Here is a 17236-nt window from a genome sequence, read left to right on the forward strand (position 1 = left end):
TGAACTGTCCATTAGGACCGCTTCCTATTTGATATTGGCTTGCGACACCAGTATCATCTTACCATAGGAGGCTTTTTAATAACATACTTAACACTACCGCTTACTCTATTCGCCCCAGCATAGCTGGGGGATTAGTATTTTCATTTATCTGTCCACTTATAATATTTGGTAATGTTTCTATTAATAATTCTGCACCTAAAAGGCTTAATTTATCATGTAACGTACCTACATTATCAGTTTTTTCTATTTCAATGCTTTTTTGGCTTATTATATCACCATTATCCATTTTTTGACCCATATACATTATGGTTATACCTGTAGTGGTATATCCATCAATAATAGCTCTATGAATAGGTGCTCCACCTCTTAATTTTGGAAGAAGCGATGCATGAACATTTATACAACCATATTTAGGATAATCTAATATCTCTTTTGGGAGAAATTGACCATATGCACAAGTTATAATGATATCAGGATTTAAATCTATTATACTTTGATATTCATTTCTTATTTTAGTTGGTTGTATTACTTTTATATTGTTTTCAAGTGCCACCTTTTTTACATCTGATTCTGTCAATACTTGTTTTCTACCAACTAATTTATCTGGTTTAGTTACTACTGCTATTACATTAGTATTACAAATTAAGCTATTAAGTATATTTACACTAAACTCAGGTGTACCCATAAATATTACTTTCAAATTTTTCATTATTATGACCATTCCTTTCTATGAAAGGCACAAAGGGAAATTAAACCGAAGCGCCTTATCCGGTTATGCTTTTCTAATATTCACTCTTCTTCCAAATATATAAAAAATCCACGACATCTTCCTGTCGTGGATATGTTTAATGGAGGTGAGGGGAATCGAACCCCTGTCCGAAAACCCATCCATCCGAGTATCTCCCATTACAGTCGCTATTTTGACATTCCCTCCATCTAACGCCTACCGACAGGCTGTAGATTTTAGTAGCTTCATAATTCTTCATCCTCCTCAAAGCTTTGGAAGTGAAGTTCCCCGTTTAATTTGGTGCCTCAGCCCTAGCTACGGGTCACTAAGGTGAGACAGCTACCTAATTAGGCAGCAAATGCGAAATTATTATTATTTTCGTCTGCGTTTAATTTAGTTTACCAGGTTGATGACGCAGGCCCAGTGATCTGCGAATGGCTGCTCGTACTTCTGATGTCCCCGTCGAAACCAGTACACCCCCGTATATGATAATTAAGACTAATAGCAATAATAAACATCTAAGATGCTCAGTATAACTATATATCTTTAATTATTAACTAGGTTTTATTACAGGTTACTGACTTTAAATCTTTTTTCTGCTTCACGACGTTGGTCTTTCTTAGCAATATCTTGGCGTTTATCATATTTTTTCTTACCTTTAGCTATACCAATTAGAACTTTCATTAAACTACCTTTTAAATAAATTTTTAAAGGTACGATAGTATAACCTTTGGTTGCAACAGCACCTTGAATTTTAATAATCTCATATTTATTTAATAAAAGTTTTCTTGTTCTAAGTGGGTCTTTATTAAATATGTTACCTTTTTCATAAGGACTGATATGCATATTTAAGATAAATAATTCACCATCAACATTTTTAATAAAACTTTCTTTAATGCTACCCTTACCCATTCTAAGGGATTTCACCTCAGTACCAACAAGAACAATTCCTGCCTCATAAGTATCTTCAATAAAATAATCATGCCTTGCTTTTTTATTTTGTGCAATCAATTTATAATTATTTGCCATAATATCACCACCATTACTTGCCGTGAGATATATTATATCATAAATAATAATTATTGCAAGTAATGTGATGATGAAATTTATATCTTAAATGTTATTTATATATACTTTAACCAATTTTTTCAACTTTTGTTATAAAATCTATTCTTCTTCGTCAGCTTCTTCAGTTGCTAATTCAAAATCAATGGTTCTCTCAACTTTGTTTACACTTAAAACTGATATTCTAACAGCTTCACCCATTCTATATATCTTACTTGTTCGCTCACCTATAAAAATATGTTTCTTCTCATCAAAAATATAATAATCATCATCTAGAGTAGTGACATGAACAAGCCCTTCAACAGTATTAGGTAACTCTACATATAAGCCCCAAGCAGTAACACCGGATATAACCCCTTCAAATTTCTCGCCGATATGTTTTTCCATATATTGAACTTTTTTAAGTTTAATAGTTTCTCTTTCCGCTTCTTCAGCAGTTCTTTCTGTCTCAGAAGTTTGTTTTGCTACATTAGGCAATATAGCATTATAATGCCTGATTCGTTTGTCTTCCATTTTACCATTCAAGTTTTCTTTAATGATTCTGTGTATTTGTAAGTCCGGATACCTTCTAATAGGTGAAGTAAAATGAGTATAATATTTTGTTGCAAGACCATAATGTCCATCACCTGTTACTGTATAACAAGCTCGCTTCATTGAACGAAGAGCTAGTCTGCTTATTATAGCCTCTTCTGGTTTTCCTTCAATTTCAATTAATAATTTTTGAATTTCCTTAGGATGTATTTCACCTTCACCTTTTATACTATACCCAAAATTATGAATATAAGATCCAAGAGTAGCCAGTCTTTCTGGATCAGGTTCTTCATGTGTTCTATATACAAACGGAAGTTCCTGCCAATAAAAATCTTCGGCAATAGTTTCATTAGCCAATAGCATAAATTCTTCAATAAGTTTTGTAGCTACATTTCTATCATAAGGAATAATGTCTATAGGTTCACCTTTTTCATTAAGAATAACTTTTGTTTCAGGAAAATCAAAATCAATAGAACCTCTTCTTTTTCTCTTTCCTCTAAGAATTGCTGCTAGATCTTCCATGTCTTCAAACATTTTAACAAAATCTTTATATTCATTAATAACTTCTTGATCTTTATCAGAAAGAATCTTTCTAACATTGGTATAAGTCATTCTTCTATCTACATTTATAAGGGTTTCTGCTATTTTATGACTAACTACATTACCTTTATCATCAATATCCATAAGACATGATAGCGCTAAACGGTCCGCACCCATATTTAGAGAGCAAATACCATTTGATAATTTATGAGGTAACATAGGTATAACCCTATCAACTAAGTAAACACTAGTCCCTCTTCTTAATGCCTCAACATCAAGTGGTGACCCCTCTGTAACATAATTAGTTACATCGGCTATGTGTACACCTAATGTAAAAGTACCATCATCATTTTTTTGAATGGTTATAGCATCATCTAAATCCTTAGCATCTTCTCCATCGATTGTTACCATTTGAATATCCCTAAGATCCAATCTGCCTACTTTATCCTCTTCTGATACTTCAGATGGGATATAATCAAGCTGGTCCATTACTACGTCTGGAAATTGCATTGGCAATTCATAACTTCTTACAATTGATAGAATATCTGTCCCAGGATCATTAATATGACCAATTATCTCTACAATTTCTCCTTCTGGATTTCGTCTTTCATTACCCCAATCAGTAATCTTTACAACTACTTTATGACCTGATATTGCACCTTTACTCTTGCTTTTGGAAATAAATATATCCTTGGTGAACTTTTTATTATCCGCAACGACAAATCCAAAATTTTTGCTTTTTTGGTATGTTCCTATAACATCACTATCATTACGTTTAATAATCCTTATTACTTCGCCCTCTTTACGTTTACCCTTAGAGTCTCTTTTAATAAGTTTTATAGCTACTGTATCATTGTTGAAAGCACCATTAACATATGGAGCAGGTATAAAGATGTCTTGTTCTTCACCCTCTATTTCAACAAACCCAAAACCTTTAGCATGTGCAATGAATTTTCCTACAATCATATTTATCGCTTCTGGTCTTGCATATTTACCTCTTTTTGTTTTAATTATTTTTCCATCAGCTATCAATTGTTCTAATGTTTCTTCTAGTAAAGATCTTTTCTCTTCATCTCCATTAGTACTTAGTAGTATTACCAATTCTTTGATCTTCATTGGTTTATAATCTTTGTGATTAATTATTTCTAACAATACTTGTTTTCTTTCTTCTAATGTATTTTCCATATTTCACCTTCAAAATTTATTTTTTAGTTCTAGATATAATTGATTATAAATTATATTTGCTAAAATGATATATTTTTTACTTATAGTATTTGTTAAATTTCTTGTAATTATTTATATAAAATAAAACTAACAAGGAAAGTGACTAAAATATATAATTCCTATAGCATAAAAAAACACCCTGCTCTGATGCAAAGTGCTTTACTTTTATTATTGGTATTTAATTAATAAACTTAATACTACAGATAAAACAATAAAAAGAATTGCTCCTACTCTAGTAAATTTTTCTAATTTACCTTCCATAGAACGCGCTTTGTTTTTACCCCAATAAGTTTCAGCAGCTCCACCAATTGCACCTGATAATCCTGCAGCCTTTCCTTTTTGTAAAAGTACTACAGCTATTAGTCCTAAACATATTATGAAATATACTATTTCAACAACTATTATTAACGCTCCCACGATTACACCTCCTAAAGTTTAACACTAGTATTTTAGCACAAACTATATATTAATTCAACTGTTTTTTTCTATTTTTATCTAAGCTACAAAACAAAAGAGTATGACACTTCCATTTATATCCTTAAAATAAAGGTTTCTCACTGAAAAAACACTCTGCTTGATGCAAAGTGTAATTATCTTTAACCTTTAAACAAAGTATAATCTTTATTCTTTAAAACCTTAATTAAATCATCATTTGTTTTTATTCGATGGCTAGTAAATATACCTCCATTATTCTCATCTCCAAAATCATGAAAATCAGAACCTGAAATCATATAAAGATTATTCTTATCTGCTATTACTTCTATTTCATCATTATGTGAATCATGACGAGGATTTCCGTTATGTACTTCAACACCATCCAATAATGTTATATCTTCTAGATGACAATATCCTCTTAATGGATGTGCCTGATATAATAATAAATCATTTTGGCTACAGAACTTACTCAAACCTTCTAGTCCCAAACTCAATAGGTCTGGAGATTCTTTCAAAATTTCTTCAGTAATACCGTATATAAGGAAATCATTAGTTTTGGTATTATTGAAAGCAAATTCTATCCCAAGAAGTACATCTATATCATATTTATCCCCTAGAGATTTAGCAATCCTATATCCTTTTAAAAAATCATCAACCTTATCTTGCCAACTTGTAAACTTACTATTATTAAAGAATACCGGTCTATAATGATCAGTAATCACAACACCCGAATAGCCATTTTCTTTATAGATTTTCATCATATCTGCAGCTGTTACATTAGCACATGGACTAGTTTCTTGTGTATGAACATGCAAATCATATTTATACAATGCTACCACCTACTTATTCTAAAAATTAAAGACCCCGATTACTCGAGGTCCATAAAATCATTTACTTGTCTTTTAAATTAAACCAAGCATCAAGTCCTCTATATTCAGACGCATCTTCTAATTCTTCTTCAATTCTTAATAATTGATTGTATTTAGCAACACGGTCAGATCTACAAGGTGCTCCTGTTTTAATTTGTCCAGCATTAGCAGCTACAACTAAATCAGCAATAGTGTTATCTTCTGTTTCACCAGAACGATGTGATACAACTGCTGTATAACCAGCTCTATTAGCCATTTCTATAGCATTAAATGTTTCAGTTAATGTACCTATTTGGTTAACTTTTATTAAGATAGAATTAGCAACACCAAGGTCAATTCCTTTTTCTAATCTCTCTGTATTAGTTACAAATAAATCGTCACCAACTAATTGTACTCTGTCGCCTATTCTTTCAGTTAATAACTTCCATCCTTCCCAATCTTCTTCATCTAATCCATCTTCTATAGAAATGATTGGGAATTTGTTAAGAAGGTCTTCGTAATAATCAACTAATTCTTCTGATGTTCTTATTACTTCTTCACCTTTCATTTTGCTTTCGCCTGGGAAGTGGTATTTACCAGTTTCTTCATTATATAATTCAGAAGCTGCTACGTCCATAGCGATTCTGATATCACTATCTGGCTTGTATCCAGCTCTTTCAACTGCATCAATAATTATTCCTATAACTTCTTCTGATGATGCGATATCAGGTGCAAATCCACCTTCATCACCAATACTAGTCGCTAGTCCTTTTTCATTTAATACTTTTTTAAGATTATGATATACTTCTGAACACATTCTTAATGCATCTTTAAAAGAAGTTGCTCCTACTGGCATTATCATAAATTCTTGTATATCAACTGTATTATCAGCATGCTCTCCACCATTTAATATGTTCATCATAGGTACAGGCATTACCTTAGCATTAAAACCACCTAGATATTGATATAATGACATACCAACAGCTTCTGCTGCCGCTTTTGCAACTGCCATTGATACACCAAGAATAGCATTAGCTCCTAATTTACCCTTGTTGTTGGTTCCATCTAATTCAAGTAATTTTTGATCAATTCTTACTTGATCAAGTGCATTCATTCCAATTATTTCTTCTGCAATAATATTATTAACATTGTCTACTGCATTTTCTACACCTTTGCCCATATAACGGTCTCCACCGTCTCTAAGCTCAACTGCTTCAAATGCTCCTGTTGATGCTCCTGAAGGAACTGCTGCGCGTCCTAAATATCCGTCTTCTGTCACTACTTCTACTTCTACTGTTGGGTTAGCTCTTGAGTCAAGTATCTCTCTTGCATAAACGTCAATAATCTCTACATAACTTTTCATACTTTTTTCTCCTTTCGTATCTATTAAAAAATTATATTAATTAAAAGGTAAATATTGTATATATGCAAAAATATTAAGCTAAAAAAATCAGTCAACATATATTTTTTCTCATAAGATAAATCTTATACTCTATATTTTACCCATAATAATATCTTATTAATACTTCTTAAGTACTTAAACTATTTATTCTTCAATAAAGATTCGCCTGTCATCTCAGCTGGTTTTTCAACTTCCATTAATTCTAGTAGTGTAGGTGCAATATCTGCTAATTTTCCACCTTCTCTAAGTGTAATATCATCTTTATAATTAACTAAGATAAATGGAACTGGATTAGTTGTGTGAGCAGTAAACGGATCACCAGTTATATAATCAACCAATTGTTCTGAATTACCATGGTCAGCACATATAAACATTTGACCATCTACTTCAAGTAATGCATCAAGTGTTCTTCCAACGCATGTATCCACTGTTTCTACAGCTTTGACTACGGCTTTTTCAATTCCTGTATGACCTACCATATCAGGATTAGCAAAATTAACTATAATAAGGTCATATTTATCTGATTTAATAGAATTTACTAGATTATCACACACCTCTTCTGCACTCATTTCAGGTTGTAAATCATAAGTAGCAACTTTTGGTGATGGAACTAATATTCTATCTTCACCTTCATTAGGTTCTTCAATACCACCATTAAAGAAAAATGTAACATGAGCATATTTTTCTGTTTCAGCTAATCTAAGTTGTTTTAATCCTTTATTCGCTAAGTATTCACCTAATGTATTTTGAAGCATAACTTTATGGAATGCTACTATTTTATTAGGTATAGTAACGTCATAATCTGTAAAACAAGCATAAGTTACTTTGAAGAATTCTCTTTCAAATTTATCAAATTTTTCATCACAGAATGCTCTTGTAATCTGTCTAGCTCTGTCAGGTCTAAAATTGAAACATATTATAGAATCGTTTTCGCTTATCTTACCAGTTGGTTCTCCTTCTGCTAAAACAATAGTTGGAAGTATGAATTCATCATATACTTCATCTTGATATGAACCTTGTACTGCAGCTTGGGCACTCTTAGCAAGTTTCCCTTCGCCTTTTACCATAGCATCATAAGCAAGTTTTTCTCTTTCCCAACGATTATCTCTATCCATTGAGTAATAACGTCCCATTACAGTGGCTATCTTACCAACACCAATTTCTCTCATTTTTTCTTCTAATTCTTCAATATAATCTTTACCTGAAGCTGGAGCTGTATCTCTACCATCTAAAAATGCATGTACATATACTTTTTCAACATTATGTTCTTTCGCTAATTTTAATAAAGCATATAAATGTGTATTATGTGAGTGCACTCCACCGTCTGATAATAAACCATATAGATGTAATGCTGAATCATTTTCTTTACAATTTTCAATTGCCGCAAGTAGAGCTTTATTGTTAAAGAACTCTCCATCACCTATTTCTTTAGTGATTCTAGTAAGTTCTTGATAAACAATTCTACCAGCACCAATATTAAGATGGCCTACTTCTGAATTACCCATTTGTCCATGAGGTAATCCGACATCTAATCCACTTGCAAATCCTTCAACGCAAGGATATGTTTCCATAATTTTATCTATAATAGGTGTTTTCGCAAGCTTAACACCATTACCTTCAATTTTTTCATTAAGCCCAAATCCATCTAATATCATTAATACTGTTGGTTTTTTTGACATTTCTTAACTCCTTCTTATCAAATCTATTTTAACTTGTAATCAAGAAAAATGACTATGTGACATCTTCTACAGGAAGTTTCAGTCGTTAGGAAACTTTCCTATAAGAAGATTAGAAGGTTATGAATAAATTCATAACCTCATCTAATAATCATTATTATTTGTAATTTATTACTTTACCAAAGTCAGCTTTCAGACTAGCTCCACCAACTAATCCACCATCAATGTTTTCCATAGCGAACAATTCATTTGCATTACCTGCATTAACGCTTCCACCGTATTGAATTCTAGCTGCATCTGCCACTTCTTCGTCATAAACTTCTCTTACCACTTGACGTATAGCTGCACAAACTTCTTCAGCTTGTTGTGATGTAGCAGTCTTACCAGTTCCTATAGCCCATATTGGCTCATAAGCAAGAACAACATTTTTTGCATCTTCTTTTGAAACATCTTTCAATGCAACTTTCATTTGTGTTCTAATAAGATCAACTGTTATACCTTGTTCTCTTTGTTCTAATGTTTCACCACAACAGATAATTGGTGTTAATCCATGTTCAATAGCTTTAAGTACTTTTTTATTAACTATTTCATTAGTTTCTCCAAAATACTCTCTTCTTTCGGAGTGACCTAATACAACATATTTAACTCCTATTTCAGTTAACATATTAGGAGCAATTTCTCCAGTATATGCTCCACTTTCTTCAAAGTACATATTTTGTGCACCAATTTCAATGTTACAATCTTTTGTAGCTTCAACAGCTAATACTAATGAAACATAAGGTGTACAAAATACAACATCTACATCATCATTTTTAACTAATGGTTTTAACTCTTCAATTAAAGCAATAGCTTCTCTTGGAGTTTTATTCATCTTCCAGTTTCCTGCGATAATCATCTTACGCATTATTAAAACCTCCTATTATTATATTTATTTGTCGTCAGCCGCTGCAACACCTGGTAATTCTTTTCCTTCTAAGAATTCAAGTGAAGCTCCACCGCCTGTAGAAATATGAGTCATTTTATCTCCGAATCCAAGTTGGTTAACAGCCGCTGCTGAATCACCACCACCGATGATAGTTGTTGCATCAGTTTCAGCTAGTGCTTTTGCTACAGCTATTGTTCCACCTGCAAAGTTTTCAAATTCAAATACACCCATAGGACCATTCCATACAACTGTTTTAGCATCTTTTACAGCATTAGCAAAGATTTCTCTAGTTTCTTCACCAATATCAAGACCTTCCCAGTCAGGTTCAATCATTCCTCTTTTTACAGTATTAAATGGTGTATCATTTTTAAATTCTTGTGCCACTACATTATCAACTGGTAATAAGAAATTGACACCTTTTTTTTCTGCTTTTTCAATCATTTCTTTTGCATAATCAATTTTATCTTTTTCAAGTAATGATAGACCAACTTCATTGCCCATAGCTTTTAAGAATGTATATGCCATTCCTCCACCTATGATTAATGTATCTACTTTATCTAATAGATTATTTATAACATTGATTTTATCTGATACTTTTGCTCCACCAAGAATAGCTACAAATGGTTTTCTAGGATTATTTACAGCATTACCTAAGAAGTCAATCTCTTTTTGCATTAAATAACCTACTACACAAGTATCCACATAATTAGTAACTCCTACATTAGAACAATGTGCTCTATGAGCAGTACCAAATGCATCATTAACAAATATTTCAGCTAGACTTCCTAATTCTTTACTGAAATCGTCACCATTCTTAGTCTCTTCTTTTCTGTAACGAGTATTTTCTAAAAGAACTACTTCTCCATCTTTCATATCAGCAACTGCTTTTTTAGCATTGTCACCAACCACATTGTCATCAGCCGCAAATACAACTTCTTTATTTAATAATTCACAAAGTCTTTTTGCTACTGGAGCAAGTGAAAGCTCTGGCTTAGGTTCTCCTTTTGGTTTTCCAAGGTGTGAACAAAGAATAACTTTAGCACCATCTTCAATTAATTTGTTAATTGTAGGTAATGCAGCTGTCAAACGGTTTTCATCTGTAATCGCTCCATCTTTTAAAGGTACGTTAAAGTCACATCTAACTAATACTTTCTTACCTTGTACATTTATATCATCAACTGTCTTTTTATTAAGCATTATTAGTCGTCTCCCTTCAATATTATTCAATCTATATATCTTAAATAAATTAACTTTTTTCAAATTTTCAATTTATTACAATTAGTAATCATACTCATCTGAGTACTAAAAAAGTCCTCCCTATAGTCTGACCTACAAGAGAGGACCATATGGACCTTATTTAAATCTATTCAAACTTATATTAATTAAAGTCTTTCAGCTACATATTTTGCTAAGTCAATAATTCTGTTTGAATAACCCCACTCATTATCATACCAAGAAACTACTTTAACTAAGCTTCCTTCCATAACAAGTGTTGCTAATCCATCAACGATTGATGAACGTGAATCTTTTCTGTAATCAATTGATACTAATGGTTCATCAGAATATCCAAGTACATTACTTCCTTCTGATGCAGCTTTTAAAGCTCCATTAACTTCTTCAACTGTTACATCTTTTCCTAATTCTACTGTTAAGTCAACAACAGATACTGTAGGAGTAGGTACACGCATAGCCATACCAGTTAATTTACCTTTTAATGAAGGGATAACTTTTGCTACTGCTTCAGCTGCTCCTGTAGTTGTAGGAATAATTGATTCAGCTGCTGCACGAGCTCTTCTTAAATCTTCGTGAGGTAAGTCTAATATTCTTTGGTCATTAGTATATGAATGAACTGTAGTCATAATACCTCTTTTAATAACAAATGTATCATTTAACACTTTAGCGAATGGTGCTAAACAGTTAGTTGTACATGAAGCATTATCAATGATATTATCTTCTGCTGGGTTATAATCTTCTTCGTTAACACCCATTACAATTGATTTTGTTCCTTTACCAGGAGCTGAAATGATTACTTTCTTTGCGCCAGCATCAATATGTAATTGAGCTTTTTCTTTTTGTCTGAATAAACCAGTTGACTCAATAACAATATCAACACCTAATTCTTTCCAAGGAAGATCTGCTGGATTTCTCTCAGCTAATACTTTAATTTGCTTTCCATTAACAACTAAAGTTCCATCTCCAACTTCTACTGTTCCTTCAAATCTACCAAAACATGAATCATATTTTAATAAGTGAGCTAATGTATTAGCATCAGTTAAATCATTAATAGCTACAATCTCTACACCTTGTTCCATAGCTATTTTAAATGCGTTACGTCCGATACGTCCAAATCCATTAATTGCAATCTTTGCCATATTCTTGTTCCTCCTATAAATTATAATTTTTATATTAAACTGTATAACAGTTAATAAACATTTTTAGTATTACTTCATAACTTCAATTATTCTAGTGGCAGCATCTTCATCAATTATTAGTGAACCGTTTTTAATAATATTCTTAACCGCCATTATTGCTTCTGCTTTTTTTGCTCCTCCCGCTACAGCTATCGGATAAGGAGTCTTAGTCATATGTTCTAATTTTATACCAATCGACCTTGATGTATACACTATTTCACCATTTTTATTAAAATAATAACCCAATGCTTCAGCAACAGCCTGTCTTCTATGAAGAAAATCCATCTCTGGTTCAGGTAAGTTCCTTCTTCTAGCCATTTCGTAAGCATTACCAATACCAAAAAGTATTATATTCGCTTTTAAGATATTAGATATTGTTTGCTTGATTTCAGGCTCTTTCCTTACACTGTCAAGTGCTTTTTTACTGAGATTATCTGGTATATTAAGAAGTTCATAATCTCCACCAAGTTTCTTAGCAAGCTTAGATACAATAGTATTAGCTTGAAATTCAACATTATTCCTCAAACTACCTCTAGCAGGAACGACCAGTATGTCTTTGTAGGATGTATTTGGTTTATTATTTAGTGATTTAACCACATTATACACTGTACTTCCACCAGTAAGAGCGATAATTGTATTATCTTTAATATGTTTTAACAAAACATCACCAGCAGCTTTTCCAATATTCTCTTTTATTTCATCAAATTCAGATGAATTACCAGGTACTACAACTACTTCTTCGCATCCAATCAGTCTCTTAACCTCTTCTTCCATATAGTTAAGACCTTTAACATGATGCATGATCTCTTTCAAATCCTCAAGTATAGTATCTCCTGAATCAGTAGTACTCATACCAACACCTGATACTAGTATGAAACCTTGTGATTTTAAATATTCAGTTTCATTCCTAATAATTTTTTCTGTAATTGATAATTTTTGGGATAAACTTCGTCTTCCTATTGGTTGATAAATATGTATTCCCTTTAATATCTCATATCTTCGTTGCAATATTTCAATCTCTTTTGGAATAATTTTCTTAAGTGTTAATAAGGTATTTTCCATTATAAATCACCTTTCGGTACCTTTTGGGGCCCTATGAACAATTATAGTCCCTATTGCTTCAAAAAAAAGGAATTAAACCACCAATTCATCCCAATTTATATTATAAACAATGTAGTCCATAATTTCAAGTTTTTTTTATGTTTTTAACAAAATATTAACAATGGGGGTATTTTACCCCCATCTATTTATAACAATTCATCTCTTACATAGTAAGCAATATTTAGTGCATGGTCTGATATTCTCTCGTAATTACTAATTAAATCTAAGAATACTACACCAGTAGTTGAATCACATATGTTTTGAGCTAATCTTCTAATATGCTTCTCTCTTAACTCATCTTCTAATTCATCCACTAAATCTTCATTTTGCTCAACTTTTCTTACAAGGTCAACATCATCATTTTCTCTTGCTTTTATTGCAAGTTCTATTGTTTCAGTAGCTCTATTTGATATATCCATTAGTTCATGATTTGCACTTTCAGAGAATGTTAAATTATTTTCAATAAAATATTGTGCTAATTCAGCTATATTTTCAGCATGATCTCCAACACGTTCTATATCATTAACTGTATGGAATAAATTTGTTACAATCTCATTCTGACTTTCGTTAATTACTGAGTTACTTATCTTAATTAAATATTCCGTTATAAGTCTTTCTAGCGTATTGATATTTTTTTCTTGTTCAAATACTTTGTTAACTTTATCCATATCTTTTTCTAATATTGCACTTGTTGCTAACTTAGCATTTTCTGATGCAACATATCCCATATGAATAACTTCTTTTATAGCATTTTCTACTGCAAAACTAGGAGTTTCCAATATTCTATCATCTAAATGTCTAAGTGCAACTTGCTCTTCACTTTCCTCTTGCTCATCTTTACCTCTTACAATTTTTTTAGAAAGAGATACCAGTTTATCTGCAAATGGGAATAGAACTACTGTATTACTGATATTGAATGCTGTATGGAATATACTTACACCTATCATATTAATAGCTACATTATTACCAAAATCAGGATTTATGAATGTAAAGTAGATTACACATAGTATTGCAAATATGACCGTACCAATAATATTAAAAAGCAAGTGTATATATGCTGCTCTTTTAGCGGTTTTATTAGCTCCAATACTAGAAAGCATCGCTGTTACACAAGTACCTATATTTTGTCCAAGAACAATATATACCGCAGCACTCCAAGGAACGAATGTTACTGTTGCTACTGTTTGTAAAATCGATACTGAAGCTGAACTACTTTGAATAACAGCTGTAACAACTGCACCTGTCAATATACCTAAAACTGGATTTCTACCGAACATTCTAAACGCTTCTGTAAATGCTGGTGAATCTTGAAAAGGTTCTATTGCCGTTTTCATATATTCTAAACCAATAAATAAAAGACCAAATCCAATTATAATCTCACCAATTTGTTTTTTACGTTGACTCTTTGCAAAAAATAGAAATAGTGCTCCTATACCAATTGCTAAAGGCGCTAATTGAGATGGTTTCAAGAATACTAACCATTCTTGACTTGATACAATCCATGAGGTAATGGTTGTACCAATATTGGCTCCCATTATAACTCCTACAGCTTGAGATAGATTGAATAGACCTGCGTTAACAAAGCCTACAACCATAACTGTACAAGCAGAACTACTTTGAATAATGGCTGTTACCAGTGCACCTACTGTGACTGCTAAGTATCTATTGTTGGTTAATGCACCAAGTAGGCTTTTCATCTTGTTACCCGCTGATTTTTGAAGGCCTTCTGCCATAATGTGCATACCGTATAGGAACATACCAAACCCGCCAATAAACGCAAAAAAAGTAAATATGTATTCCTTCGTTAGCCAATTCATTTAGATATTTCCTCCTAATTGTGATATATATTTTGTCTTAGATAAATATAAAAAATAAAATATAAATAAATTGCAAATTAATATTATGTAAATAATATGTTAATTTATTATTAACAACACATTAATAGTATCATAATCGTTTCATCAAAAACAAGCAAAATTATTTATCAATAATTATTTTTTTTTCCCTATTTTTTAGTAATTATGCCAAATATACTAATGATAACTAACCAATATACTTACACCTCTTGTTGTTTTTATTGTTTTTTAGTATAATATTCAGATACAGATTTATACATTTTTTACTATACGATTTTAATAATCACTATTATTAGTCTTAATCGCCCAATCAATTATTTACTTATTATATATTATTATTAAAAACCTTTAATTTTATTAAGTAATTATTTTAAAATTTATTTTTTGTTAAAGAAAGGTGATGAATATGAGTTATTATGATTTCCATACACATACATCATTTTCAGGTGATTGCAAACATCCAATGGAAACACAGATTTTACAAGCCATTCAACACAATATTATTAAATTATGCTTTACCGATCACTATGATTATGATTATCCAAGTACCCCTGAGTTAGCATTTGATATTGACTTACCAAAATACTATGAAACATATCTTCAGCTAAAAGAAAAATATAAATCTAAAATACAATTATTATTCGGTATTGAAGTGGGTCTGCAACCTCATATATTTGATACAGTTATAGAAACTATTAATAAGTACCCTTTTGATTTTGTTATAGCTTCAACTCATGTTGTAGATAAACTTGACCCATATTTTGGCTCGTACTATCTTAATAAAACAAAAAAAGAAGCCTATTCCAGATACTTAGAAGACATTTTATATAATGTAACCAACTATGATAATTATAATGTGTACGGTCATCTAGATTATATAATTCGTTATGGCCATTATAATGACAAAAAACTATATTACCACGACCACAGCGACCTTCTTGATAAAATATTAAGCCAAATCATTCAAACCGGTCATGGTATAGAACTTAACACTTCTGGTTATCGCAAGAAATTTAATGAACCCCATCCTAATATAGAAATTATAAAAAGATATAGACAATTAGGTGGTGAAATAATAACAATTGGTTCTGATGCTCACTTCCCTGAACATCTTGGATATAACTTTGATGTTGCTTATAAAGTATTAAAAGAATGTGGTTTCAAATATTTTTCTATATTTGAACAAAGGAAACCTGAATTTATTAAAATACCAGATTAATCATTTATGGTCTATATAAATTGAATTAAATAAAATATATTGTACTTATTGAAATGGTTGTATAGATGTTTAAGTTCAATATATCTGTATACTATTTTTTATGTTACTTCAAAATAATATAGACCTAATATATTAAATAAAATTTTATACTAAATTACTAATGATTATAAACTTATTTACTTTAGTTATAAAAGACAAGAAGTCCCTTATATAATTTAAATAAGAAACCCTTTAGGTGTTAATATGGTTAATGGTAAAAAAGATATTGTAAAGATTCTATCTATTGACGGTGGTGGTGTACGGGGAATAATTCCATGTGTATTTCTAGATCATCTTAGAAAAGAATTAGATAGTTTTGGTAATAAAACACCTTTTTATAATTTATTTGATGTTATATCAGGTACATCTACTGGTTCATTGATATCATTGATGTTGATAAAACCACCCGAAGATTATACTGACCAAGAAAGACTTGATCTACTATTGGATTTATATGAGAACAAAACAAAAGATATTTTTCCTGAAGCCAAATGCGAGATATGTCAGACAGTAAAACACTTTTTTAGACCTAAATATAATGGCAGACCACTACGAAAATTATTAAGACAAAACTTTAAGAATCTTACCCTAGAAGATTCTCTTTCCAATCTAATAATACCTACTTATGACATGATATCCATGAGACCGTATTTGTTTAAATACCGTACAGATATTAATGATTACTACCAGAATTTTTTCCTAAAAGACGTAGGTTTATCATCATCTGCTGCACCCACATATTTACCTCCTGCAAATATAAAATGCATAACAACAGGTCAGGCTTACTGCTTTGTCGACGGAGGAATATTCTGTAATAATCCTTCACTTTGTGCCTATACATATGCAAAAAAATTATATCCTCATGCAAAACAATATATAATTGTATCTCTAGGTACAGGTGAATATGTAAGAACCTACGAATGTAAAAAAGTGAAAAAATGGGGGGTACTAGGATGGATGAACCCTATTAATGGAATTCCTCTATTAACTGCATATATGGATTCCCAGATGGAAAGTGACAACTACATCATCAACAGCATGGATGACGCCAAAGAATATAGATTCGAAATATCCCTCAATGGAATATCTTCCGAATTAGATGATTCATCAGAAAGAAATATAGATTTACTTAAAGGAAAAGCAGCCGAACTTATCCTACTAAACAGACACAAAATAAATCAACTAGTCAAACTATTGAATATTTAAAATCTGATTATATATATTGAACTTAATCATC

General features: G+C 31.3%; 14 protein-coding genes and 1 other RNA gene. 2 read left to right on the top strand and 13 right to left on the bottom strand.

Annotated elements, in window-relative coordinates:
- Positions 1–100: 100 nt before the first annotated feature.
- From fmt to ACX6CF_RS18330, 13 genes are all read right to left on the bottom strand, one after another.
- Positions 101–709, bottom strand: coding sequence for a methionyl-tRNA formyltransferase (gene fmt / locus ACX6CF_RS18270; protein WP_458786804.1), 609 nt, complete (start codon positions 707–709; stop codon positions 101–103).
- 137 nt (positions 710–846) lie between these two features.
- Positions 847–1208: a transfer-messenger RNA gene (gene ssrA / locus ACX6CF_RS18275) on the bottom strand.
- An 86-nt stretch (positions 1209–1294) separates the two neighbouring features.
- Entirely contained in the window at positions 1295–1759 is a 465-nt protein-coding gene (gene smpB / locus ACX6CF_RS18280; RefSeq protein WP_458786840.1) for an SsrA-binding protein SmpB, read from the bottom strand.
- 135 nt (positions 1760–1894) lie between these two features.
- Positions 1895–4048: a ribonuclease R gene (gene rnr / locus ACX6CF_RS18285; RefSeq protein ID WP_458786805.1), complete on the bottom strand. Its 2154-nt coding sequence runs from the start codon at positions 4046–4048 to the stop codon at positions 1895–1897.
- A 207-nt stretch (positions 4049–4255) separates the two neighbouring features.
- On the bottom strand, positions 4256–4504 hold the full coding sequence (secG, locus tag ACX6CF_RS18290) for a preprotein translocase subunit SecG (RefSeq protein ID WP_458786806.1): 249 nt from the start codon (positions 4502–4504) through the stop codon (positions 4256–4258).
- A 179-nt stretch (positions 4505–4683) separates the two neighbouring features.
- On the bottom strand, positions 4684–5352 hold the full coding sequence (locus ACX6CF_RS18295; RefSeq protein WP_458786807.1) for a PHP domain-containing protein: 669 nt from the start codon (positions 5350–5352) through the stop codon (positions 4684–4686).
- 61 nt (positions 5353–5413) lie between these two features.
- Positions 5414–6733, bottom strand: a complete 1320-nt coding sequence (gene eno / locus ACX6CF_RS18300; RefSeq protein ID WP_458786808.1) for a phosphopyruvate hydratase — start codon at positions 6731–6733, stop codon at positions 5414–5416.
- Between the two features lie 179 nt (positions 6734–6912).
- Positions 6913–8451: a 2,3-bisphosphoglycerate-independent phosphoglycerate mutase gene (gene gpmI / locus ACX6CF_RS18305; protein ID WP_458786809.1), complete on the bottom strand. Its 1539-nt coding sequence runs from the start codon at positions 8449–8451 to the stop codon at positions 6913–6915.
- Between the two features lie 154 nt (positions 8452–8605).
- The gene (gene tpiA, locus ACX6CF_RS18310; RefSeq protein ID WP_458786841.1) at positions 8606–9355 is read right to left on the bottom strand and encodes a triose-phosphate isomerase; all 750 of its coding nucleotides are present in this window, start codon (positions 9353–9355) and stop codon (positions 8606–8608) included.
- A 21-nt stretch (positions 9356–9376) separates the two neighbouring features.
- Positions 9377–10570, bottom strand: a complete 1194-nt coding sequence (locus ACX6CF_RS18315) for a phosphoglycerate kinase (RefSeq protein WP_458786810.1) — start codon at positions 10568–10570, stop codon at positions 9377–9379.
- A gap of 185 nt (positions 10571–10755) precedes the next feature.
- Entirely contained in the window at positions 10756–11745 is a 990-nt protein-coding gene (gene gap, locus ACX6CF_RS18320; RefSeq protein ID WP_458786811.1) for a type I glyceraldehyde-3-phosphate dehydrogenase, read from the bottom strand.
- A 69-nt stretch (positions 11746–11814) separates the two neighbouring features.
- A complete protein-coding gene (locus ACX6CF_RS18325; RefSeq protein WP_458786812.1) occupies positions 11815–12846 on the bottom strand; it encodes a sugar-binding transcriptional regulator in 1032 nt (343 codons plus the stop codon).
- 185 nt (positions 12847–13031) lie between these two features.
- Entirely contained in the window at positions 13032–14702 is a 1671-nt protein-coding gene (locus tag ACX6CF_RS18330; protein WP_458786813.1) for a Na/Pi cotransporter family protein, read from the bottom strand.
- 445 nt (positions 14703–15147) lie between these two features.
- Between ACX6CF_RS18330 and ACX6CF_RS18335 the strand changes: the two genes are divergently transcribed.
- Complete coding sequence (locus tag ACX6CF_RS18335; RefSeq protein ID WP_458786814.1) at positions 15148–15960, top strand: histidinol-phosphatase HisJ family protein; 813 nt, start codon at positions 15148–15150, stop codon at positions 15958–15960.
- 243 nt (positions 15961–16203) lie between these two features.
- A complete protein-coding gene (locus ACX6CF_RS18340; protein WP_458786815.1) occupies positions 16204–17205 on the top strand; it encodes a patatin-like phospholipase family protein in 1002 nt (333 codons plus the stop codon).
- Positions 17206–17236 lie beyond the last annotated feature (31 nt).

It is taken from the genome of Vallitalea sediminicola (assembly GCF_054408565.1).

Bases quoted from the DNA above. Each gene is read 5' to 3' on its own strand.
- ACX6CF_RS18335 (WP_458786814.1), top strand. From the start codon at position 15,148: ATGAGTTATTATGATTTCCATACACATACATCATTTTCAGGTGATTGC.
- ACX6CF_RS18340 (WP_458786815.1), top strand. From the start codon at position 16,204: ATGGTTAATGGTAAAAAAGATATTGTAAAGATTCTATCTATTGACGGT.
- fmt (WP_458786804.1), bottom strand. From the start codon at position 709: ATGAAAAATTTGAAAGTAATATTTATGGGTACACCTGAGTTTAGTGTA.
- gpmI (WP_458786809.1), bottom strand. From the start codon at position 8,451: ATGTCAAAAAAACCAACAGTATTAATGATATTAGATGGATTTGGGCTT.
- ACX6CF_RS18315 (WP_458786810.1), bottom strand. From the start codon at position 10,570: ATGCTTAATAAAAAGACAGTTGATGATATAAATGTACAAGGTAAGAAA.
- rnr (WP_458786805.1), bottom strand. From the start codon at position 4,048: ATGGAAAATACATTAGAAGAAAGAAAACAAGTATTGTTAGAAATAATT.
- eno (WP_458786808.1), bottom strand. From the start codon at position 6,733: ATGAAAAGTTATGTAGAGATTATTGACGTTTATGCAAGAGAGATACTT.
- ACX6CF_RS18330 (WP_458786813.1), bottom strand. From the start codon at position 14,702: ATGAATTGGCTAACGAAGGAATACATATTTACTTTTTTTGCGTTTATT.
- gap (WP_458786811.1), bottom strand. From the start codon at position 11,745: ATGGCAAAGATTGCAATTAATGGATTTGGACGTATCGGACGTAACGCA.
- ACX6CF_RS18325 (WP_458786812.1), bottom strand. From the start codon at position 12,846: ATGGAAAATACCTTATTAACACTTAAGAAAATTATTCCAAAAGAGATT.